This window comes from Kitasatospora sp. NPDC059795, assembly GCF_042732175.1.
Classification (GTDB): domain Bacteria; phylum Actinomycetota; class Actinomycetes; order Streptomycetales; family Streptomycetaceae; genus Kitasatospora.
The window spans coordinates 347,342-364,294 of the sequence record NZ_JBHWID010000002.1; the positions used below are offsets into that span (position 1 = coordinate 347,342).

General features: G+C 70.5%; 12 protein-coding genes. All 12 read left to right on the forward strand.

Features of this window, described 5'->3' with window-relative positions; translation table 11 throughout:
* The first annotated feature begins 39 nt into the window (after positions 1-39).
* The 12 genes from ACFV4P_RS05545 (at position 40) to ACFV4P_RS05600 (ending at position 16,875) form a co-directional block, all read left to right on the forward strand.
* Positions 40-252, forward strand: a complete 213-nt coding sequence (locus ACFV4P_RS05545; protein ID WP_380467655.1) for an SPOR domain-containing protein — start codon at positions 40-42, stop codon at positions 250-252.
* Between the two features lie 57 nt (positions 253-309).
* Positions 310-774 carry a CYTH domain-containing protein gene (locus ACFV4P_RS05550; RefSeq protein WP_380468162.1) on the forward strand — a complete coding sequence of 155 codons (465 nt, stop codon included), beginning with the start codon at positions 310-312 and terminating at the stop codon, positions 772-774.
* A gap of 53 nt (positions 775-827) precedes the next feature.
* Positions 828-1,223, forward strand: a complete 396-nt coding sequence (locus ACFV4P_RS05555; RefSeq protein WP_380467657.1) for an NUDIX domain-containing protein — start codon at positions 828-830, stop codon at positions 1,221-1,223.
* A gap of 179 nt (positions 1,224-1,402) precedes the next feature.
* On the forward strand, positions 1,403-4,249 hold the full coding sequence (locus ACFV4P_RS05560) for a SpoIIE family protein phosphatase (protein WP_380467659.1): 2,847 nt from the start codon (positions 1,403-1,405) through the stop codon (positions 4,247-4,249).
* A 75-nt stretch (positions 4,250-4,324) separates the two neighbouring features.
* Positions 4,325-6,865: a SpoIIE family protein phosphatase gene (locus tag ACFV4P_RS05565; RefSeq protein ID WP_380467661.1), complete on the forward strand. Its 2,541-nt coding sequence runs from the start codon at positions 4,325-4,327 to the stop codon at positions 6,863-6,865.
* 201 nt (positions 6,866-7,066) lie between these two features.
* Positions 7,067-8,971 carry a translational GTPase TypA gene (typA, locus tag ACFV4P_RS05570; RefSeq protein WP_380467663.1) on the forward strand — a complete coding sequence of 635 codons (1,905 nt, stop codon included), beginning with the start codon at positions 7,067-7,069 and terminating at the stop codon, positions 8,969-8,971.
* A 346-nt stretch (positions 8,972-9,317) separates the two neighbouring features.
* Positions 9,318-10,946, forward strand: a complete 1,629-nt coding sequence (locus ACFV4P_RS05575; protein ID WP_380467665.1) for an ABC transporter substrate-binding protein — start codon at positions 9,318-9,320, stop codon at positions 10,944-10,946.
* 139 nt (positions 10,947-11,085) lie between these two features.
* A complete protein-coding gene (locus tag ACFV4P_RS05580; protein ID WP_380467667.1) occupies positions 11,086-12,012 on the forward strand; it encodes an ABC transporter permease in 927 nt (308 codons plus the stop codon).
* Positions 12,005-12,937: an ABC transporter permease gene (locus tag ACFV4P_RS05585; protein ID WP_073811021.1), complete on the forward strand. Its 933-nt coding sequence runs from the start codon at positions 12,005-12,007 to the stop codon at positions 12,935-12,937. Before ACFV4P_RS05580 ends, ACFV4P_RS05585 begins: the two co-directional genes overlap by 8 nt.
* Before the next feature lie 17 nt (positions 12,938-12,954).
* A complete protein-coding gene (locus ACFV4P_RS05590) occupies positions 12,955-14,007 on the forward strand; it encodes an ABC transporter ATP-binding protein (protein WP_380467669.1) in 1,053 nt (350 codons plus the stop codon).
* Positions 14,000-15,019, forward strand: a complete 1,020-nt coding sequence (locus tag ACFV4P_RS05595; protein WP_380467671.1) for an ABC transporter ATP-binding protein — start codon at positions 14,000-14,002, stop codon at positions 15,017-15,019. Before ACFV4P_RS05590 ends, ACFV4P_RS05595 begins: the two co-directional genes overlap by 8 nt.
* 233 nt (positions 15,020-15,252) lie before the next feature.
* Positions 15,253-16,875 carry an ABC transporter substrate-binding protein gene (locus ACFV4P_RS05600; RefSeq protein WP_380467673.1) on the forward strand — a complete coding sequence of 541 codons (1,623 nt, stop codon included), beginning with the start codon at positions 15,253-15,255 and terminating at the stop codon, positions 16,873-16,875.
* Positions 16,876-16,953: the final 78 nt, after the last annotated feature.

Below are 16,953 nucleotides of genomic sequence, written 5' to 3' on the forward strand. Positions count from 1 at the left end.
CCTGCCCCCCATCGGGCCGGACCGCTACCGTGTGGTGCCATGGGACACCCGGACCGCACGCCCGCCACCCATCGCGTCATGCGGCAGGACGACAACGGCAACCGCTTCCTGCTCGCCCGCGGCCTCACCCGCCCCGCCGCCGAGGCCCTGGCCGCCGAGTTCGAGGCCCGCGGCCACAAGCAGCTCTACTGGGTCGAGCCCGAAGAGCCCGAAGAGCCCAAGGCGGCGGAGGAGCCCACGCGGTCCGAGTAGCGGCGCCCGTCGCGCCGTAGCGTGGTCCCCACCGGACACGAGGAGGACCCGTTGGCTGTGGAGATCGAGCGCAAGTTCCTGGTCCCGGACGGCGAGACCGTCCCCGCCGGCCAGGAGTCCGAGGTCCGGCAGGGCTACCTGGTGATCGGCCCGGAGGGCGCCGAGGCCCGGGTGCGCGACCAGGGCGGCGCATGTTCGCTGACCGTCAAGCGCGGCACCGGCCTGGTCCGCGGCGAGTGGGAGACCCCGCTCGCCGCCGAGCAGTTCGAGGCGCTGTGGCCCGCCACCGAACACGCCCGGATCGCCAAGATCCGCCGGGTGGTGCAGCTCGGCCGGCACGAGGCCGTGGTCGACACCTTCCACGGCCGGCTGGCCGGCCTGCGCACCGTCGAGGTCGAGTTCGCCGACCCGCAGGAGGCCGCCGCCTTCACCCCGCCGCCCTGGTTCGGCCCCGAGGTCACCGACCGCGCCGACCTGAAGAACCAGCACCTCGCCACGGCCGCCGGGCCGCCCCGCCCCTGACATAGGGTCGGGAGCCGACGAGCGGCACGAACGGCACGATGGCAAGGGCGGCAATGGCAGAGCTGATCGACACGGTGGCGTGGGTCCGACTGGAGGGCGGCCGGATCCTCTGCGCGCGCCCCCGCGGCAAGGATGTCTTCTACATCCCCGGCGGCAAGCGCGAGGGCGACGAGACCGACCTGCAGACCCTCACCCGCGAGATCGCCGAGGAACTCACCGTCGCCATCCGCCCCGAGACCGTCGTCCACGTCGCCACCTACCACGCCGACGCCCACCCGGGCGGCCCCACCGTCCGGATGGCCTGCTACCTGGCCGACTACACCGGCACCCTCGCCGCCAGCAGCGAGATCGAGGACGTCGAGTGGTTCGGCTACGCCGACCGCGACCGCGTCCCCCCGGTCGACCAGCTGCTCTTCGACGACCTGCACCGCGACGGCCTGCTGCACTGAGGCCAGGGGCCTCCGTTACACCCTCGGAGGCCCGAAGATCCAGGGAAATGCCCGTTCTGTACGCCAATCGGACAGACGACCCGTATGCCGGGATAGCTGCGCGTTTCCCTGGGTATGGCAGTGTTCGGCTGCATTCGTCACGATCAGTGAGCGCTCGACGCGAGGCGTGGCGACGGCCCGTGCCCCGTCGGCCCGTCGGCGGCGCGTTCCAGCGACGGCCGGAGGCCCCGCAGGTGGCGAAGCCGGGTGGGGGCGGGGAAGAAGACGAGGCGTCCGGCCTGCCCCCGCGTGGGCCACGGCGGCCCGGTGGCTCCGCGCCGCCCGCGGCCGGCGGCCGGTCCGGCAGCGCGGCCGCCCGCGCCCGCCTGCGCCACCGCCCCGGCAGCCACGAACCGCCGCCGCCCACCGCCGGGCCGTCCGCCGGCCCCGAACCGTCCGACCTGAACACCCCGAGTGCCCGAGGCACCCGAGGCCGCCCCGTCCGGGCGTTCCCCGGCGGGCCCGGCCGGCCCCCGGGCGCCCGCGCCGACGCCGCGCCGACCACCCTCCACCCCAGCCGCCGCACCGAGGGCGGCAGCCTGCTCGACGTGGTCCGGGTGGCGATCGTCATCCTGGACACCGCGGGCCGGGTGGTGCTGTGGAGCCCGACCGCCGAGGAGATGCTCGGCTGGCCCAGCGAGGTCCTGGTCGGCCGGGCGCTCGAAGAACTGCTCGCCGAGCCGGACGACCAGCAGCGCGCCCGGGCCGCCCTCCAGGAGACGCTGCGCCGCGGCTCCTGGCACGGCTTCACCGGCATCAGCGACCGCGACGGCGTGCCGGTCGAGGTGGAGGTCCGGATGTCGCTGCTGGTCGACGGCGACGGCGCCCCCTACGTGCAGGCCGCGCTCACCGAGGCCGCCGCGCTGCGCGCCGTCGAACGCGACCTCGCCGTCCGCGACGCCCTGTTCGAACAGTCCCCGCTGGGCATCGCCGTGCTGGACACCGACCTGCGCTACACCGCCGTCAACCGCACCCTCGCCGAGATGAACGGCCTGCCCGCCGAGGCGCACATCGGCCGCACCACCGGCGAGACCCTGCCGGAGCGCTCCGCCGACGAGGTCACCGCCCTGCAACGCCAGGTGCTGGCCACCGGCGAGCCCGTCATCGACGTCACGCTGGCCTCGCCGGGCGGCCGGGCCGGCTACCGCTCGATCTCGTTCAGCCGGATGACCGACCGGGCCGGCCGGGTGCTCGGCATCTCCGGCACCGCGATGGACGTCACCGAGCGCTACCGGGCGGTGGCCAAGGTCGAGGGCGCCCGCCGCCGGCTGTCGCTGCTCAACGAGTTCGGCTCCCGGGTCGGCGACCTGCTGGACGCCTCGATGATCGCCCAGGAGCTGGCCGGCGCGGTCGTCCCGCGGCTGGCCGACTACGCGGCGGTGATCCTGCTGCAGGCCGTCGCGCACGGCGACGACCTGCCCCGGCACGGCCACGACCGGCGCACCTCGCTGCTGCAGCTCGGCGTCGCCGCCGTCCAGGACGGCCCGGCGGTGGAGACCATGCTCCGGCACGGCGCCCGGATCACCTTCGAGGACGAGTCGGCGTTCGGCCGGGTGCTGCGCCGCGGCGTCCCCGAACTGCTCACCGGCGCCGAACTCGACGAGCTGTCCTTCCCCGACGACCCCAAGGTCGAGGCTGCCCGCGAACTCGGCATCCACTCCCGGCTGGTGGTGCCGCTGCGGGCCCGCGGCATCGTGATCGGCCTGATGGTGGTCAGCCGGGCCGGCTACCGGGAGGGCTTCGACCGGGACGACCTCGCCTTCACCGTCGAACTCGCCGACCGGGCCGGCAGCTCGCTCGACAACGCCCGCCTGTACGCCCGCGAGCGGACGGCCGCGCTCACCCTGCAGCGCACCCTGCTGCCCCAGCAGGTGCCGCAGCCCGCCGGCATCGAGGTCGGCTACCGGTACGTGCCGGGCTCCAGCGGCACCGAGGTCGGCGGCGACTGGTTCGACGTGATCCCGCTGCCCGGCGACCGCACCGCGCTGGTGGTCGGCGACGTGATGGGCCACGGCCTGCGGGCCGCCGCCACCATGGGCCGGCTGCGCACCGCCGTCCGGGTGCTGGCCGCCCTCGACCTCGCGCCCGAGGTGGTCCTGCGGCACGTCCACGAACTCGCCGACGACCTCGCCCAGGGCCCCGACGAGGCCCTGCTCGCCACCTGCGTCTACGCGGTGTTCGACCCCGCGCGGCGCATCCTGACCGCCACCAAGGCCGGCCACATCCCGCCGGTCCTGGTGGTGCCCGGCGCCGACGCCCGGCCGGCCCGCTCCGGCGGCCCGCTGCCCGGCGGGGCCGGCCAGGTGCTCGACCTGCCCTCCGGCGCGCCGCTCGGCGTCGGCGGGGTGCCGTTCGAGTCCATCGAGATGGAGATCCCGGACGGCAGCCTGCTCGCCCTGTGCACGGACGGGCTGGTGGAGTCCCGGGACAAGGATCTGGACGTGGGACTGGGGAGGTTGATCAGCGTGCTCGAACAGCCGTACGCCTCGATCCAGCAGGCGTGCGAGGCCGTCCTCGACACCATGGAACAGGGCCGCGAACCCGACGACGTGGCCCTGCTGCTGGCCCGGCTCGGCCAGGAACGCGACGACGCCCCCACCGCCGGCTGGACGCTGCCCGCCGAACCGACCGCGGTCTCCCGGGCCCGCCGCCTGGTCCGCCACACCCTCGCCGACTGGGGCGCCGAAAGCCTCACCGACACCGCCGAACTGCTGGTCAGCGAACTCGTCACGAACGCCGTCCGGTACGCCAGCGCCCCGATCGGAGTCCGCCTCACGCTCGGCGACCTGCTGCTGGTGGAGATCTCCGACCCGCTGCCCGACCCGCCCCGGGAGCGGCACGCGAGCGCCGGCGACGAAGGCGGACGCGGTCTCGAACTCGTCCGCAGGCTCGCCCTGCGCTGGGGAACGCGGGCCGAGGGGCTGGGCAAGGTCGTCTGGTTCGAGCTGGCAGACTCGGACGTTCAACCACCCGAGTCGATGTTGTGACGTTGAAGGGCGTGTGCGCCCACGCCCGAATGATGAATACTCGGACATCGGAATACTCGGTCGTCTCGACACCGGATGGGCGCGCGGGTTGGAGGGGTCGGTCCGTTGAACAGCTTCCCGGCACGGAACACGACGCACGGCAGCAACGGCCGTGCCGCGCTGCCGGAGCAACCGGGTGCCCCCACGGTGCCTGCCACCCTCCCGGACAGCCGGGAACAGGGCTCCGCCGGCACCATCTACGACTACATCCGGGTCGCCACCTTCGCCATCGGCCCCGACGGGCGGATCGCGCAGTGGAGCGACCGGGCCGCCAAGTTCTTCGGCGTGCCCGCCGCCGAGGCCGTCGGCGCCGACCCGATCACCGCGTTCGTCCCGCGCGAACTCTGGCAGCGCGGCCGGGCCCGGCTGGAACGCATCCTGTCCGGCGAGGAGTGGGTGGGCACCGCCCCCTACCGGGACCAGTCCGGCGCGGAGAGCCTCGCCGAGGTCTACGCGATGCCCGACAGCGCCGACGGCTCCGCGACTTGCCTGGCCGTCGACCTCGGCCGGCTGCGCGCCATCGAGACCGACCTGGCCGCCTCCGAGGCCGTCATCCGGCAGACCCCCACCGGGTTCTTCCTGTTCGACACCGACCTGAAGCTGCAGCGCGTCAACGCCGCGTTCGCCAACGGCGTCGGCCGCAGCCCCGCCGCCCTGCAGGGCCTCGCCCCCGGCGACGTGTTCCGGCCCTCCGACGCGGACCGGCTGCTGCTCGCCCTGCGCAAGGTCCTCACCGGCCAGGAGCCCGTCCTCGACCTGCGGATGTCCGCCCCCGCCCGCCCCGGCCGCCCGGGCGGCCGCGACGACGAGCGCACCTGGGCGGTCTCGCTGTACCGCCTCACCGCCGCCGGCGGCCGCCCGATCGGCGTCGCCGGACAGGTCCAGGACGTCACCAGCCGGCACCTCGCCGAACGCGAGGCCGCCGGGGTCCGCCGCAGCCTCGCCCTGCTCAACGAGGCGTCCACGCACATCGGCTCCACCCTCGACCTGGAGACCACCGCCAAGGAACTGCTCGACGTGATCGTCCCGCAGTTCTGCGACGTCGCCACCGTCGACCTGTACACCGCGCTGCTCACCGGCGACACCTCGCTCATCGCCAACCCCGAGAACGGCGAACTGCGCCGCGTTGCGGTCTCCAGCGTGGTCGGCAACGCCCCGTCGGTGCTCGGCGCCGAACGCGGCGGCGTGCGGACCGCCGAGGCCGGCGGCACGCTCTGCTACCCGCCGCGCTCCCCGCACGCCCGCGCCCTGCGCACCGGCCGCAGCGTCGTCCCGCAGCCCGGGCCCGACCCGCTGCTGCGCTCCACCCTGGTGGTGCCGCTGGTCGCCCGCGACCAGGTGCTCGGCCTGGTGCAGCTGTCCCGGGCGATCGGCAGCGAGCCGTTCGACGCCCGCGAGGTCGCGATCGCCGAGGAACTCGTCGCCCGCGCCGCCGTCTGCGTCGACAACGCCCGCCTGTACCGCCGCGAGCACGAACGCGCCCTGATCCTGCAGCGCAGCCTGCTGCCCCCGGGCAACCCGGCCGCGTCCGGCCTGGAGATCGCCCGCCGCTACCTGCCCAGCAACAACAACACCGAGGTCGGCGGCGACTGGTTCGACGTCATCCCGCTGCCCGGCAGCCGCACCGCCCTGGTGATCGGCGACGTGATGGGCCGCGGCCTGCGCGCCGCCGTCGCGATGGGCCAGCTGCGCACCGCCGTCCGCACCCTCGCGATGCTCGACCTCGACCCCGAAGAGGTGCTCTCCGCCCTCGACGAGATCGCCCGCGGCCTCGGCAACGACGACGCCGAACCGGACCGCTCCGGCGCCGAGGTCTACCTCGCCACCTGCGTGTACGCCGTGTACGACGCCGTCAAGCAGCGCTGCACCTTCGCCAACGCCGGCCACCTCCCGCCGGTGCTGCTCGAACCCGGCCGGCACGCCCGGATGCTCGACGTGCCGCCCGGCCTGCCGCTCGGCGTCGGCGGCGAACCCTTCGAGGAAGTCACCGTCGACCTGCCCGAGGGCGCCGTCCTCGGCCTGTACACCGACGGCCTGGTCGAGTCCCGCAAGCACCAGCTCGACGAGGGCCTCAAGTCCTTCCGCACCGCCCTCACCAACGGCTCCGACCGCCTGGAGGAGCTCTGCGACCAGGTCCTGGACGAGCTCAACCCGCACCACGGCGAGGACGACATCGCCCTGCTGATGGCCAAGGTCCAGGCCCTGCCCGGCGGTTCGGTCGGCGACTGGCGGCTGCCGCCCGAGCCGACCTCGGTCGCCCGGGCCCGCGAGGCCGCCTGCGGCTGGCTGCTGGAACGCGGCCTCGACGAACTCGTCGACACCTCCGAACTGCTGGTCAGCGAACTCGTCACCAACGCCCTGCGGCACGGCCGCGGCGAGATCCGGCTGCGCCTGCTGCGCGACCGGACCATGGTCTGCGAGGTCTGGGACGACGCCTACGCGCAGCCCCGCCAGCGCCGCGCCCAGGAGACCGACGAGGGCGGCCGCGGCCTGCAGCTCGTCTCCCTGCTGGCCGAACGCTGGGGCAGCCGCCGCACCCCCAAGGGCAAGATCGTCTGGTTCGAGCTGTCGCTGTAGCCGCAGGGAAGCCGTTCGTACCGGGAGCAGTCCCGTGCGCCTGTGATCCAAACCTCCACAGGCTGCCCGTTTCTGCTCCATTGCGGCCTTCCCCGTACGATGGGGAGAAGCCGAGGCATGTGCCGTGCCCGGTGGGTGGACCGGTGAATGCTGACGCGGGCCGGGCACCGTGACCCACGATTCCGGGAGAATCAGCGCCGCATGCCCACGCGCAACGACATCCGCAACGTAGCCATCGTCGCCCACGTCGACCACGGCAAGACCACTCTGGTCGACGCCATGCTCAAGCAGGCGGGTGCCTTCGCGGCCCACCAGCACCTCGACGACCGAATGATGGACTCGAACGACCTGGAGCGCGAGAAGGGCATCACCATTCTCGCGAAGAACACCGCGGTCAAGTACCACCCCAAGGACGGCGGCGCGCCGATCACCATCAACATCATCGACACCCCCGGCCACGCCGACTTCGGTGGCGAGGTCGAGCGCGGTCTGTCGATGGTGGACGCGGTCGTCCTGCTGGTCGACGCCTCCGAGGGCCCGCTGCCGCAGACTCGCTTCGTGCTGCGCAAGGCGCTCTCCGCGCGCCTGCCCGTCATCCTGTGCATCAACAAGACCGACCGTCCGGACGCCCGGATCGACGAGGTCATCAACGAGACCTACGACCTGTTCCTGGACCTGGACGCGGACGAGGACCAGATCGAGTTCCCGATCGTCTACGCCTGTGCCCGTGACGGCGTCGCCTCGCTGACCAAGCCGGAGAACGGCACCGTGCCGGCCGACTCCGAGAACCTGGAGCCGTTCTTCTCCACCATCCTGGCGCACGTCCCGGCCCCGACCTTCGACGAGGGCGCCCCGCTGCAGGCCCACGTCACCAACCTGGACGCGGACAACTTCCTCGGCCGCATCGCGCTGCTCCGTGTCGAGCAGGGCGAGCTGCGCAAGGGCCAGACGGTGGCCTGGATCAAGCGCGACGGCTCGATCCAGAGCGTCCGCATCTCCGAGCTGCTGATGACCGAGGCGCTCACCCGCAAGCCCGCCGAGGTGGCCGGCCCCGGTGACATCTGCGCCGTCGCCGGCATCGGCGAGATCATGATCGGCGAGACCCTCGCCGACCCCGAGAACCCGATCGCGCTGCCGCTGATCACCGTCGACGAGCCGGCGATCTCGATGACCATCGGCACCAACACCTCGCCGCTGGTCGGCAAGGGCGGCTCCGGCAAGGGCGCGGACGCCAAGTCCACCGGCAAGGTCGACCGCAAGGTGACGGCCCGCCAGGTCAAGGACCGCCTGGACCGCGAGCTGATCGGTAACGTCTCGCTGCGCGTGCTGGAGACCGAGCGCCCCGACGCCTGGGAGGTGCAGGGCCGCGGTGAGCTGGCGCTGGCCATCCTGATCGAGACCATGCGCCGGGAAGGCTTCGAGCTGACCGTCGGCAAGCCGCAGGTCGTCACCCGCGAGGTCAACGGCAAGACCCACGAGCCGGTCGAGCGCCTCACGGTGGACGTCCCCGAGGAGCACATGGGCGCCGTCACGCAGCTGATGGGCATCCGCAAGGGCCGGATGGACAACATGTCCAACCACGGTTCGGGCTGGGTCCGGATGGAGTTCGTGGTGCCGTCCCGCGGCCTGATCGGATTCCGGACGGAGTTCCTCACCAACACCCGCGGCACCGGCATCGCGCACTCGATCCACGAGGGCTACGAGCCGTGGTTCGGCCAGCTGACGACCCGTAACAACGGTTCGCTGGTCGCCGACCGCTCCGGCGTGGTCACCGCCTTCGCGATGACCAACCTGCAGGAGCGCGGCGTGCTGTTCACCGACCCCGGCACCGAGGTGTACGAGGGCATGATCGTCGGCGAGAACTCGCGCGCCGACGACATGGACGTGAACATCACCAAGGAGAAGAAGCTCACCAACATGCGTTCCTCGAACGCTGACGTGGCCGAGTCGATCGTCCCGCCGCGCAAGCTCTCGCTGGAGCAGTCGCTGGAGTTCTGCCGCGAGGACGAGTGCATCGAGGTGACCCCGGAGACCGTGCGCATCCGCAAGGTCGTCCTGGACGCCAAGGAGCGCGGCCGCACCGCGTCGCGCGCCAAGAAGGGCTGACGCCCACCCGTTTCGGCCGACCGGCCGGTGTCCTTCGGGACGCCGGCCGGTCGGCTTTTTTGGTGACGTTCCGTCACGAGCGGCCGGGCGAAGGGTGTTCGTTAATCGGACGTCACGGATCGTCATCCGTGACAACTGTCCGTTTCGCCCCTGTCTGGCTATGTCTGGAATGTCCGATTATTGGGATTCATGCACCGTTCATGTGACCAAATTGAAATCCGGATTGGTCAATTCCGTGTCCGTGGGTGACCGATAGTGGGTGCAGTCGAGCTCGGGTCGAGGCTTCCAGCGCAGGGGTGCGCGCCAGGCCGCGAGCGATCTGCAACACGATTCAGGAGGCACACCCATGCGCGGTGCCAGCCAGGCCAAGTGGGTTGTCGCAGCCGTCGCGGTCGCCCTTGCCGCCACTGCTTGCGGCAGCAGCTCGTCGGACGGCGCTTCGAGCGGTCCGGTCAACGCCCAGGGCACGTTCAGCTACCAGAGCTCCGAGCCGCAGAACCCGCTCCAGCCCGCCAACGCGATGGAGGTCGGCGGCGGCCGCGTCCTGAAGAACCTGTTCAAGGGTCTGGTGGACTACGACCCCGCGACCGGCAAGCTGCGCAACCAGGTCGCCGAGAAGATCGAGACCACCGACGCGCAGAACTACACCATCACCCTGAAGTCCGGCTGGACCTTCCACGACGGCAGCCCGGTGACCGCGCAGTCCTTCGTGGACGCCTGGAACTGGTCCGCCAACACCAAGAACAACCAGATCAACTCCGACTGGTTCTCGGACATCCAGGGCTATGACGCGGTCCACCCGGACAAGGGCGACCCGACCGCCGACACCATGTCCGGCCTGAAGGTCGTCGACGACACCCACTTCACCATCGCGCTGACCGGCCCGGTCTCGTACTTCGAGTACAAGCTCGGCTACACCGCCTTCTCGCCGCTGCCGAAGGTGTTCTTCACCGACCCGGCGAAGTACGGCCAGTCGCCGATCGGCAACGGCCCCTACAAGTTCGTCTCGTGGGAGCACAACAAGGCGATCACCGTCGCCGCGTACGACAAGTACGAGGGCGTCGACAAGCCGAAGAACTCCGGCATCGTCTTCAAGAACTACTCGCAGGCCGAGGCCGCCTACAAGGACCTGGTCTCCGACAACCTGGACGTGCTGGACCAGGTCGACCCGAGCGACCTCGCCTCGTACAAGAGCGACCTGGGCGACCGCGCCGTCGACCAGCCCCAGGGCGCCATCCAGAACATCTCGTTCTCGCTCTACCAGGACTCCTGGAAGGGCCAGGACAAGGCCAAGGTCCGTCAGGGCCTGTCGATGGCGATCGACCGCGACACCATCACCAAGACGGTGCTCAACGGCTCCCGCCAGGCCGCCAACTCCTGGGTCGCCCCGGGCGCCATGGGCTACAAGGACAACACCTGCGGCGAGGCCTGCACCTACGACCCGGCCAAGGCCAAGCAGCTGATCACCGAGGGCGGCGGCGTCCCCGGCAACAAGATCACCGTCCTGTACAACGCGGACGGCGGCCACAAGGAGTGGGTGGACGCGGTCTGCAACTCCATCCGTCAGGCCACCGGCGTCGAGTGCGTCGGCGACCCGAAGCCGGACTTCAAGTCGGCCCGCGACCTGGTCAAGAACAAGAAGGTCGACGGCCTGATGCGGACCGGCTGGGTGCAGGACTACCCGCTGAACGCCAACTTCCTGCGCGACGTGTACGGCACCGGCGCCGCCGCCAACGACGCCGGCTACTCCAGCCCGGAGTTCGACAAGCTGGCCGCCGAGGCGGACAAGGCCACCACGGTGGAGAAGACCGCCGAGCTGTACCAGCAGGCCGAGGAGCAGCTGGCCAAGGACATGCCGGCCATCCCGCTCTGGTACTACAAGACCACCGCCGGTTACTCGAAGAACGTCCAGAACGTGAAGTACGACTCGTTCGGCGACCCGGTCTTCACCCAGGTCGAGGTCAAGCAGAAGTAACCGAGCCGGCACCGCACGGCTCGGTCCGACACGGCCGGTGCCCGTACCCCGCCCTACCGGGCGGATCGGCACCGGCCGTTGTCACGCCGAGAACCCTGACCGGGCCGACGGTCCGTCAGAGCAGTTAATTGGAGGCACGATGGGGCGCTTTGTCGCAAGGCGACTGCTCCAGATGATCCCGGTGTTCCTGGGCACCGTGACCATCATTTTCTTCATGACCCGCATGCTGCCCGGAGACCCGGCCGCGGCGATGTGGGGCGACAAGGCCGCCGACCCGGCCCAGCTCGCCGCGTTCAAGCACCGGATGGGACTCGACGTCTCGATCGGGCAGCAGTACCTCGACTACATGGGGAACCTGCTCACCGGGAACTTCGGCGAGACCATGGCCGGCCGCAAGGTCATCGACGTGATCGGTGAGGCCCTGCCGGTCACCATCAGGCTCGCCCTGCTGGCCTTCGTCTTCGAAGTGGTTGTCGGCGTGACGATCGGCCTGTTCTCCGGCCTTCGCCGCGGCAAGGCCTTCGACAAGACCGCGCTGGTCTTCACCCTGCTGCTGATCTCCATCCCGGTGCCGGTGCTCGGCTTCATCTTCCAGAACGTCTTCGCGATCCAGCTCAAGTGGATCACCCCGACCGTTCAGGACTCGATGAACCTCGGCCAGCTGATGCTGCCCGCCATCGTGCTCGGCTCGATCTCCCTCGCCTACGTCGCCCGACTGACCCGCACCTCCATCGCGGAGAACATCAAGTCGGACTACATGCGCACCGCGATCGCCAAGGGCCTGCCCCGCCGCAAGGTCATCGGCACCCACCTGCTGCGCAACTCGATGATCCCGGTGGTGACCTTCCTGGGCACCGACCTCGGCGCCCTGATGGGCGGCGCGATCGTCACCGAGGGCATCTTCAACGTCAAGGGCGTCGGCAACGCGCTGTACCACGCCATCAACCTCAACGAGGGCGCGACCGTCTCCGGTTTCGTCGTCGTGCTGGTGCTGGTGTACCTGGCCGCCAGCCTGATCGTCGACCTGCTCTACGCGGTCCTGGACCCGAGGATCCGGTATGCCTGACCTGATCGAGAAGAACGTCCCGGCGCAGGGTGCCGCCGGCTCCGCCGAACCGAAGCCGGAGAAGCCCCGCAGCCTCGGCCTGGACGCCTGGCACGACCTGCGCAAGCGTCCGGTCTTCATCATCTCGGCGGCGCTGATCGTGCTGCTGGTCGCGTTCGCGATCGCCCCCAGCCTGTTCACCTCGGTGGACCCGCGGGCCGGCGACCTCCAGCACCACTACCTGACCAAGCCGAACTACCTGCACTTCTTCCAGGCCGACTGGTTCGGCTACGACGGCCAGGGCCGCTCGATCTACGCGCGGATGATCTACGGCGCCCGCGCCTCCGTGGTGGTCGGCATCTGCGTCACCGCGGGTGTCACCGTCCTCGGCGGCCTGGCCGGCATGGCCGCCGGCTACTACGGCGGCTGGGTCGACACGGTGATCTCCCGGGTCACCGACATGTTCTTCGGCATCCCGCTGCTGCTCGGCGCGCTGGTCGTGCTGAACGCCTTCACCACCCGCACCGTCTGGTCGGTGGTCTTCGCCCTGGTCGCCCTCGGCTGGACCCAGATGACCCGCGTGATGCGCGGCTCGGTGATCACCGTCAAGCAGTCCGACTTCGTGACCGCGGCCCGGGCGCTCGGCGCCGGCACCGGCCGGATCATGTTCAAGCACATCCTGCCGAACGCGATCGCCCCGGTGATCGTGGTCGCCACCATCGCGCTCGGCGGCTACATCGCCACCGAGGCCACGCTGAGCTTCCTCGGCATCGGCCTCCAGGACCCGACCATCTCCTGGGGCATCGACATCAACTCGGCCCAGAAGGTCATCCGCACCGCGCCGTTCGCCCTGTTCTTCCCGGCGGGCATGCTCAGCGTCACCGTGCTGGCGTTCATCATGCTCGGCGACGCGGTCCGCGACGCCCTCGACCCGAAGCTGCGCTGAGAGAGGCGGCCCGCACCATGACCACCGCACCCGAGAAGACCACCGCCGGCCAGGACCGCCTGGTCCCCGGCACCCCGCTGCTCGAAGTCCGCGACCTGCACGTCGAGTTCAAGACCCGTGACGGCGTCGCCAAGGCCGTCAACGGCGTCAACTACTCGGTCGCGGCCGGCGAGACCCTCGCCGTCCTCGGCGAGTCCGGCTCCGGCAAGTCCGTCACCGCCCAGACCATCATGGGCATCCTCGACATGCCGCCCGGCCGGGTCACCGCCGGCGAGATCCTGTTCCGCGGCCAGGACATGCTGAAGATGTCCAACGAGGAGCGCCGGAAGATCCGCGGCCGCAAGATCGCGATGATCTTCCAGGACGCGCTGTCCTCGCTCAACCCGGTGCTCTCCGTCGGCTACCAGCTCGGCGAGATGTTCCGCGTGCACGAGGGCGCCTCCCGCAAGGAGGCCAAGGCCAAGGCCATCGAACTGATGGACCGGGTCCGCATCCCCGCCGCCGCGCAGCGCGTCAACGACTACCCGCACCAGTTCTCCGGCGGCATGCGGCAGCGCATCATGATCGCGATGGCGCTGGCCCTGGAGCCGGACCTGATCATCGCGGACGAGCCGACCACGGCGCTGGACGTGACCGTCCAGGCGCAGGTGATGGACCTGCTGGCGGAGCTCCAGGCCGAGTACCACATGGGTCTGATCCTGATCACCCACGACCTCGGCGTCGTCGCCGACGTCGCGGACAAGATCGCCGTCATGTACGCCGGCCGGATCGTCGAGACCGCGCCCGTGCACGAGCTCTACGCCCGCCCCGCCCACCCCTACACCCAGGGCCTGCTCCGGTCGATCCCGCGACTGGACCAGAAGGGCGAGGAGCTCTACGCGATCAAGGGCCTGCCGCCCAACCTCTACAAGGTCCCGGCCGGCTGCGCGTTCAACCCGCGCTGCGACGTCGCCACCGACCTGTGCCGCACCGAGATCCCCACCCTGCACCAGGTCACCGACCGGGACGGGGCCGAGCTCGCCGGCCGCAAGAGCGCCTGCCACCTCTGGAAGGAGACCCTCCATGGCTGAGCCCATCCTGGAGGTCCGCGACCTGGTCAAGCACTACCCGCTCACCCAGGGCGTCCTCTTCAAGAAGCAGGTCGGCGCGGTCAAGGCCGTCGACGGCGTCTCCTTCACCCTCGCCAAGGGCGAGACCCTCGGCATCGTCGGCGAGTCCGGCTGCGGCAAGTCGACGCTGGCCAAGGTCCTGATGAACCTGGAGCGGGCGACCGCCGGGCAGGTCCTCTACAAGGGCGAGGACATCTCGCGACTGTCCGGCGCGGCGCTCAAGGCCGTGCGCCGGAACATCCAGATGGTGTTCCAGGACCCGTACACCTCGCTGAACCCGCGCATGACGGTCGGCGACATCATCGGCGAGCCGTTCGAGATCCACCCCGAGGTGGCCCCGAAGGGCGACCGGCGCAAGGCCGTTCAGGACCTGCTCGACGTGGTGGGCCTGAACCCCGAGTACATCAACCGGTACCCGCACCAGTTCTCCGGCGGCCAGCGGCAGCGCATCGGCATCGCGCGCGGCCTGGCGCTGAAGCCGGAGATCATCATCTGCGACGAGCCGGTCTCCGCGCTGGACGTGTCCGTGCAGGCGCAGGTGATCAACCTGCTGGAGCAGCTCCAGGGCGAGTTCGAGCTGTCGTACATGTTCATCGCGCACGACCTGTCGATCGTCCGGCACATCTCCGACCGGGTCGGCGTGATGTACCTGGGACGGATGGTCGAGATCGGCACGGACGCCGAGATCTACGAGCACGCCACCCACCCGTACACGCAGGCGCTGCTGTCGGCGGTGCCGGTGCCCGACCCGACCGGCCGCGAGGGCCGCGAGCGGATCATCCTCACCGGCGACATCCCCTCGCCGGCCAACCCGCCGTCCGGCTGCCGCTTCCGCACCCGCTGCTGGAAGGCGGAGGAGCGCTGCGCGACCGAGGTGCCGCTGCTGGCTGCGCCGACGCTGCTCACGGGTGACGCGCGGCACGATTCGGCGTGCCACTTCGCCGCAGAGCGAGAGCCTGCGGCGGCTGCGTAAGGGCGCGAAAACAGGGCCACCGGCAACGAGGCACCCAACCGCTGGGTCGCGATCAACGGCACGTCAATGCCGCGTCGAGATCTTGCGGTTGGGTGCCTTCCGCTTCGCGCAGGTGCCCGCGCCCCTGGTCGTGCTTCACGCACCCGTCCGGGGGCATTGCGGTCGCGTCGGCGCTTCGCGGCACTTCTCATGGGGTGAGATGCGTCTCATACACCCCTTGAGGAGGAGGCTCCATGCCTGCATGCACCCGTGTGCGCTGGGCCGTTGTCAGTGCGACGTCCGTGGCTCTGATGGCCACGGGTTGCGGAAGCGGTGGTGGCTCCGGCAGTGGTCCGTCGGACACGAGCAAGACGTTCACGTACCAGAGCAGCGAGCCGCAGAACCCGTTGCAGCCGGCCAACGCCAACGAGACCGGCGGCGGGCGCATCGTGCAGAACCTGTTCAAGGGGCTGGCGGACTACGACCCGTCGAACGGGAAGCTCCGGATGCAGGCCGCGGACAAGATCGACAGCAGTGACGCGCAGACCTACAACGTGACGCTGAAGTCGGGGTGGACGTTCCACGACGGGACGGCGGTGACGGCGAAGAGCTTCGTGGACGCGTGGAACTGGGCGGCGAACACCAAGAACAACCAGATCAACAGCTCGTGGTTCGCGGACATCCAGGGCTACTCGGACGTCCACCCGCCGAGCGGGAACCCGACCACGGACACCATGTCGGGGCTGACCGTCCAGGACGACACGCACTTCACGATCAAGCTGACCAACAAGGTCTCGTACTTCCCGTACAAGCTGGGGTACGTCGCCTTCTCGCCGCTTCCGGAGGGGTTCTACAAGGACCCGGCGGGCTACGGGCAGAAGCCGGTGGGCAACGGGCCGTACCAGTTCGTGAGTTGGGACCACAACTCGCAGGTGGTCACCAAGACCTTCGCCAACTACCAGGGTGTGGACAAGCCGAAGAACGGCGGCGTGGTGTTCAAGATGTACACCACCGCCGAGGCGGCCTACGCGGACCTGCAGTCGAACAACCTGGACGTGATGGACCAGGTGCCGCCGTCGGCGCTGGCGAACTACAAGAACGACCTGGGGGACCGGGCGATCGACGCGCCGCAGGGCGCGATCCAGAACGTCGGGTTCACGCTGTACCAGCCGGACTGGCAGGGGGCGGACAAGGCCAAGGTCCGGCAGGGGCTGTCGATGGCGATCGACCGGAACACCATCACCAAGACGGTGCTGCAGGGCTCGCGGGCGCCCGCGAGCGCGTGGGTCGCCGAGGGCGTGGAGGGCTACAAGGCCGGCACCTGCGGGGACTTCTGCACCTACAACGTGGACAAGGCGAAGCAGCTGATCCAGGAGGGCGGCGGCGTCCCCGGGAACTCCCTGAAGATCACCTACAACGCGGACGGCGGCCACAAGGAGTGGGTGGACGCGGTCTGCAACTCGATCCGGCAGGCGACCGGGGTGAACTGCGCGGGTGACCCGAAGACCGACTTCAAGACCGCCCGGGCGGCGATCACCGGGCACCAGATCAACGGCATGTTCCGCACCGGCTGGGTGCAGGACTACCCGCTGAACGCGAACTTCCTGGCGGACGTGTACCGCACCGGCGCGGCGTCCAACGACACCGGCTACTCCAGCCCGGAGTTCGACAAGCTCGCCTCGGAGGCCGACCAGGCCGCCTCGATCCAGGACACCGCGACCGGCTACCAGCAGGCCGAGGCCCAGCTGGCGAACGACATGCCGGCCATCCCGCTCTGGTACTACCGGACGAACTCCGGCTTCTCCACCAAGGTGCAGAACGTGACGTTCGATTCCTTCGGCAACCCGGCCTGGACCCAGGTCGAGGTCAAGAGCTGACCCGGTCCGACCAGGGCCCCGCCCTCCGCACCCGGGGGGCGGGGCCCCGCTACCCAGGTCAGTCACCTCTCGGAGGGA